General features: G+C 40.6%; 3 protein-coding genes. All 3 read right to left on the reverse strand.

Features of this window, described 5'->3' with window-relative positions; translation table 11 throughout:
- A partial coding sequence (locus CWC30_RS17830) for a biotin/lipoyl-containing protein (protein ID WP_138627763.1) occupies positions 1-189 on the reverse strand: 189 nt, incomplete at its 3' end.
- A 10-nt stretch (positions 190-199) separates the two neighbouring features.
- A complete protein-coding gene (aceE, locus tag CWC30_RS17835) occupies positions 200-2866 on the reverse strand; it encodes a pyruvate dehydrogenase (acetyl-transferring), homodimeric type (protein ID WP_138627764.1) in 2667 nt (888 codons plus the stop codon).
- Positions 2867-2950: 84 nt separating this feature from the next.
- A complete protein-coding gene (gene pdhR, locus CWC30_RS17840; RefSeq protein WP_008114937.1) occupies positions 2951-3700 on the reverse strand; it encodes a pyruvate dehydrogenase complex transcriptional repressor PdhR in 750 nt (249 codons plus the stop codon).
- Positions 3701-4078: the final 378 nt, after the last annotated feature.

Below are 4078 nucleotides of genomic sequence, written 5' to 3' on the forward strand. Positions count from 1 at the left end.
GTCACCCACATTTACTTTAATTTCTTTTACCGTACCGGCTTGTTCAGCAGGTACTTCCATCGCAGCTTTATCACCTTCAACACTTAATAGTGATTGGTCAACTTCAACTTTATCGCCAACGCTCACTAGTATTTCGGTTACTTCTACTTCATCGCCACCGATATCAGGTACTTTAATTTCAATACTCATTGCAAACCTCTTATGCGTACAGTGGATTTAGTTTGTTAGTGTCGATGTTGAATTTTTTAATTGCTTCAACAACCACTGACTTTTCAACTTCACCACGTTTAGCAAGTTCAGATAATGTCGCAACTACCACGTAGCTTGCGTTAACTTCAAAGTGACGACGTAGGTTTTCACGGCTGTCTGAACGACCGTAACCATCTGTACCCAATACTTTGTAGTTATTGCTTGGAATAAATGAACGCGCTTGTTCTGCGTAGTTTTTCATGTAATCCGTTGCAGCAACAGTTACTGAATCGTTTAATACGCTAGTGATGTATGGCGTTTTTTGCTCGCTTTCTGGGTTAAGCATGTTGAAACGTTCAACATCTTGTCCATCACGGGTAAGTTCATTGAATGAAGTTACTGAGTAAACATCAGACGCAATACCAAACTCTTCGCTTAAAATTGCCGCAGCTTTACGCACTTCAGTCATGATAGTACCTGAGCTTAATAGCTGTACGTTGGCTTTTTTACCTTCGTAGCTTTCTAGCTTGTAGATACCTTTACGAATACCTTCTTCAGCGCCTTCTGGCATTGCTGGCTGATGGTAGTTTTCGTTCATTAGCGTTAGATAGTAGTAAATGTTTTCTTGCTCTTCACCGTACATACGACGAATACCGTCTTGCACGATAACCGCTACTTCAAATGCATAAGTAGGATCGTAAGAAATACAGTTAGGTACCGTGTTTGCAAGAATGTGGCTGTGGCCATCTTCATGCTGTAAGCCTTCACCATTTAGCGTTGTACGACCCGCTGTAGCACCTAATAAGAAACCACGTGCTTGTTGATCCCCTGCCATCCATGCCATGTCACCAACACGTTGGAAACCAAACATAGAGTAGTAAATGTAGAATGGGATCATCGGTAAGTCGTTGGTACTGTAAGATGTTGCAGCAGCAACCCATGACGACATTGCACCTAGCTCGTTAATCCCTTCTTGTAATACCTGCCCTGAGGTTGCTTCTTTATAGTAAGAAACAATATCACGGTCTTGAGGGGTGTAATTTTGGCCATGTGGGTTGTAAATACCGATTTGACGGAATAAACCTTCCATACCAAAAGTACGTGCTTCATCGGCAATAATTGGCACAATATTTTTACCAATACCTTTATCTTTTAATAAGATATTAAGTGCACGCACAAAGCCCATAGTGGTTGAAATATCACGCTTTTGCTCTTCAAGTAATGGCTTGAACGCATCTACTTCTGGTAACTGTAACTTTTCAGAAAACTTAGCGATACGTGTTGGCGTGTAACCTTGTAGCGCATCACGACGTGCATGAAGGTACTTATACTCTGGAGAATCTTTTTCAAGCTCTAAGTATGGTAGCTCTTTTAATTGCTCTTCAGATACTAAATCATCTAAGCCTAAACGAGAGCGTAAGTGAGCCACATGCGACATATCCATTTTCTTAACTTGGTGCGCAATGTTTTTACCTTCAGCCGCTTCACCCATGCCGTAACCTTTTACTGTTTTAGCAAGGATTACTGTTGGACGACCTTTCGTTTCTTCTGCTTTTTTAAATGCAGCAAACAGTTTTGAAGGCTCATGACCACCGCGCTTAAGGGCGAAAATTTCTTCATCTGTCATATCAGCAACAAGTGCTGCTGTTTCTGGGTAACGACCAAAGAAATGTTCACGTACGTACGCGCCATCTTTCGCTTTATATGTTTGGTAATCACCATCAACAGTTTCGTTCATTAACTGTAGTAATTTACCTGTGGTGTCTTTAGCAAGCAGAATATCCCAACCGCTTCCCCAAACAAGTTTAATAACATTCCAGCCAGCGCCTTTAAATAGGCCTTCTAGCTCTTGAATGATTTTACCGTTACCCATTACAGGGCCATCTAAGCGCTGTAGATTACAGTTAATCAAGTAACATAGGTTATCAAGCTTTTCACGGGCAGCAAAAGAAATAGCACCACGTGATTCTGGCTCATCCATTTCACCATCACCTAAAAACGCATATACACGTTGGTTTTTAGTGTCTTTTAATCCACGGCCATCTAAGTACTTTAAGAAACGCGCTTGGTAAATTGAAGAAATTGGACCTAAGCCCATAGATACCGTTGGGAACTGCCAAAACTCAGGCATTAATTTAGGATGAGGGTAAGAAGGTAGGCCTTTACCATCTACTTCCTGACGGAAATTATCAAGCTGTTCAGCACTTAAACGCCCTTCAACAAATGCACGCGCATAAATACCCGGAGAAATATGACCTTGGTAATAAACTAAATCGCCGCCATCAACATCATTTGGCGCTTTAAAGAAATGGTTAAAACACACTTCGTAAAATGCAGCAGACGATTGGTAAGACGCCATATGGCCGCCTAAGTCGAGATCTTTTTTCGATGCACGCAATACAATCATAATCGCGTTCCAGCGAATAATTGAACGAATACGGCGCTCAAGATTTACATCACCAGGGTAGGCAGGTTCTTGATCAACCGGAATCGTATTAACGTAGTTTGTGTTAATGCCTGTTGGCATATCAACACCGTCTAAACGGGCTTGTTCTAACACTTGCTCAAGTAAAAACTGAGCTCGTTCAACACCTTCTTCGCGCACAACCGATTCAAGAGCTTGTAACCACTCTTGTGTTTCTAGCGCGTCTACGTCAATTTTATTGACTTCAGACATATGGAGGTTTCCTTATGTTTAAAATACTAATTTTATGTATTGAATACTTCACTGTTAACTCAAGTTAAAAGTGAATGTACTTGCTTAATTTTGTTTGGTGCGTCTTAAACTACGTTCAATTCGCGAATGCTCTTTACCCGCTTCAAGCAATGCTTCTTCAATATAGGCTAAATGCGCATTACTCGCTAAGCGAGCTTGTTCAGGATTACCGTCAATCACTGCATCCATTAATAAGCGTCTATGCTCGGCTAATTGGCTGCTTATATCTGACTTTTTAAGTAATACCGTTAAATTTTGTAAAACATTCTGCTCAAGTAAGCTTTGCATCCCTCTTACTAAATGCAGTAACACTACGTTATGAGACGCCTCAGCGATGCAAAAATGAAAGTCATTAATCGCTTTGGCTTTTTGCTTTAATTCATCTTTAGCTAATGCAATCTGATCAAAGCTTTGTTTTACTTTTGCAAAATCGTTGCTTGTGCCGCGAAGTGCTGCGTAATAAGCCGCAATTCCCTCTAGCGCATGACGAAATTCTAATAAATCAAATTGCGATTCGGGGTGTTTACTGATCAAATCAAACAACGGATCAGTCAGCCCCTCTTCCAATTGATTTTTTACATACGTTCCACCACCTTGACGACGGGTTACGAGCCCTTTTGCCTCAAGCTTTTGAATGGCTTCACGCAACGACGGACGCGACACTTCAAATTGCTTAGCGAGTTCACGCTCCGGTGGTAACTTTTCTCCTGGTGCTAACGACCCCTCAAGAATCATATTCTCAAGTTGTTGTAAAATAACATCAGATAATTTTGCCGCTTTAATTTTTAAAGACATCAATCAACGTCCGCGTTGTATAAATGCTAACAGCCCATTAAATAAGGCTTTTAACTGAATGACCTGACCAAAAGGTAAATTGGTCATACCAAATTTTGCCATACGTTATCAAAAACCGTAATTACTGTCAATTTACAGCAGTTTTAAAGCCGTAAGGCCAGCGTAAGGTAATTTAAACAAAGTTCAAATAATACACAAAATACAGAGGATAAAGAAAGGTTAATAAGATGAAAAACAAATGGTCAGACCAGCTAGTTTTAATTTTCGGGGTTCGGGGTTCGGGTTTAGGATCTAACTTTGAGGTGTAATGAAAAGAAATTGACTAATTTAGGTATGGCAGTACGTGGTCGATGTTTGTGTACTGCTGAGTGGGATTTC

Source organism: Pseudoalteromonas sp. S4741 (assembly GCF_005886135.1).
Lineage (GTDB): Bacteria > Pseudomonadota > Gammaproteobacteria > Enterobacterales > Alteromonadaceae > Pseudoalteromonas > Pseudoalteromonas tetraodonis.

Coding starts and splice junctions, on each gene's coding strand:
- aceE (WP_138627764.1), bottom strand. CDS start 2,866: ATGTCTGAAGTCAATAAAATTGACGTAGACGCGCTAGAAACACAAGAG.
- pdhR (WP_008114937.1), bottom strand. CDS start 3,700: ATGTCTTTAAAAATTAAAGCGGCAAAATTATCTGATGTTATTTTACAA.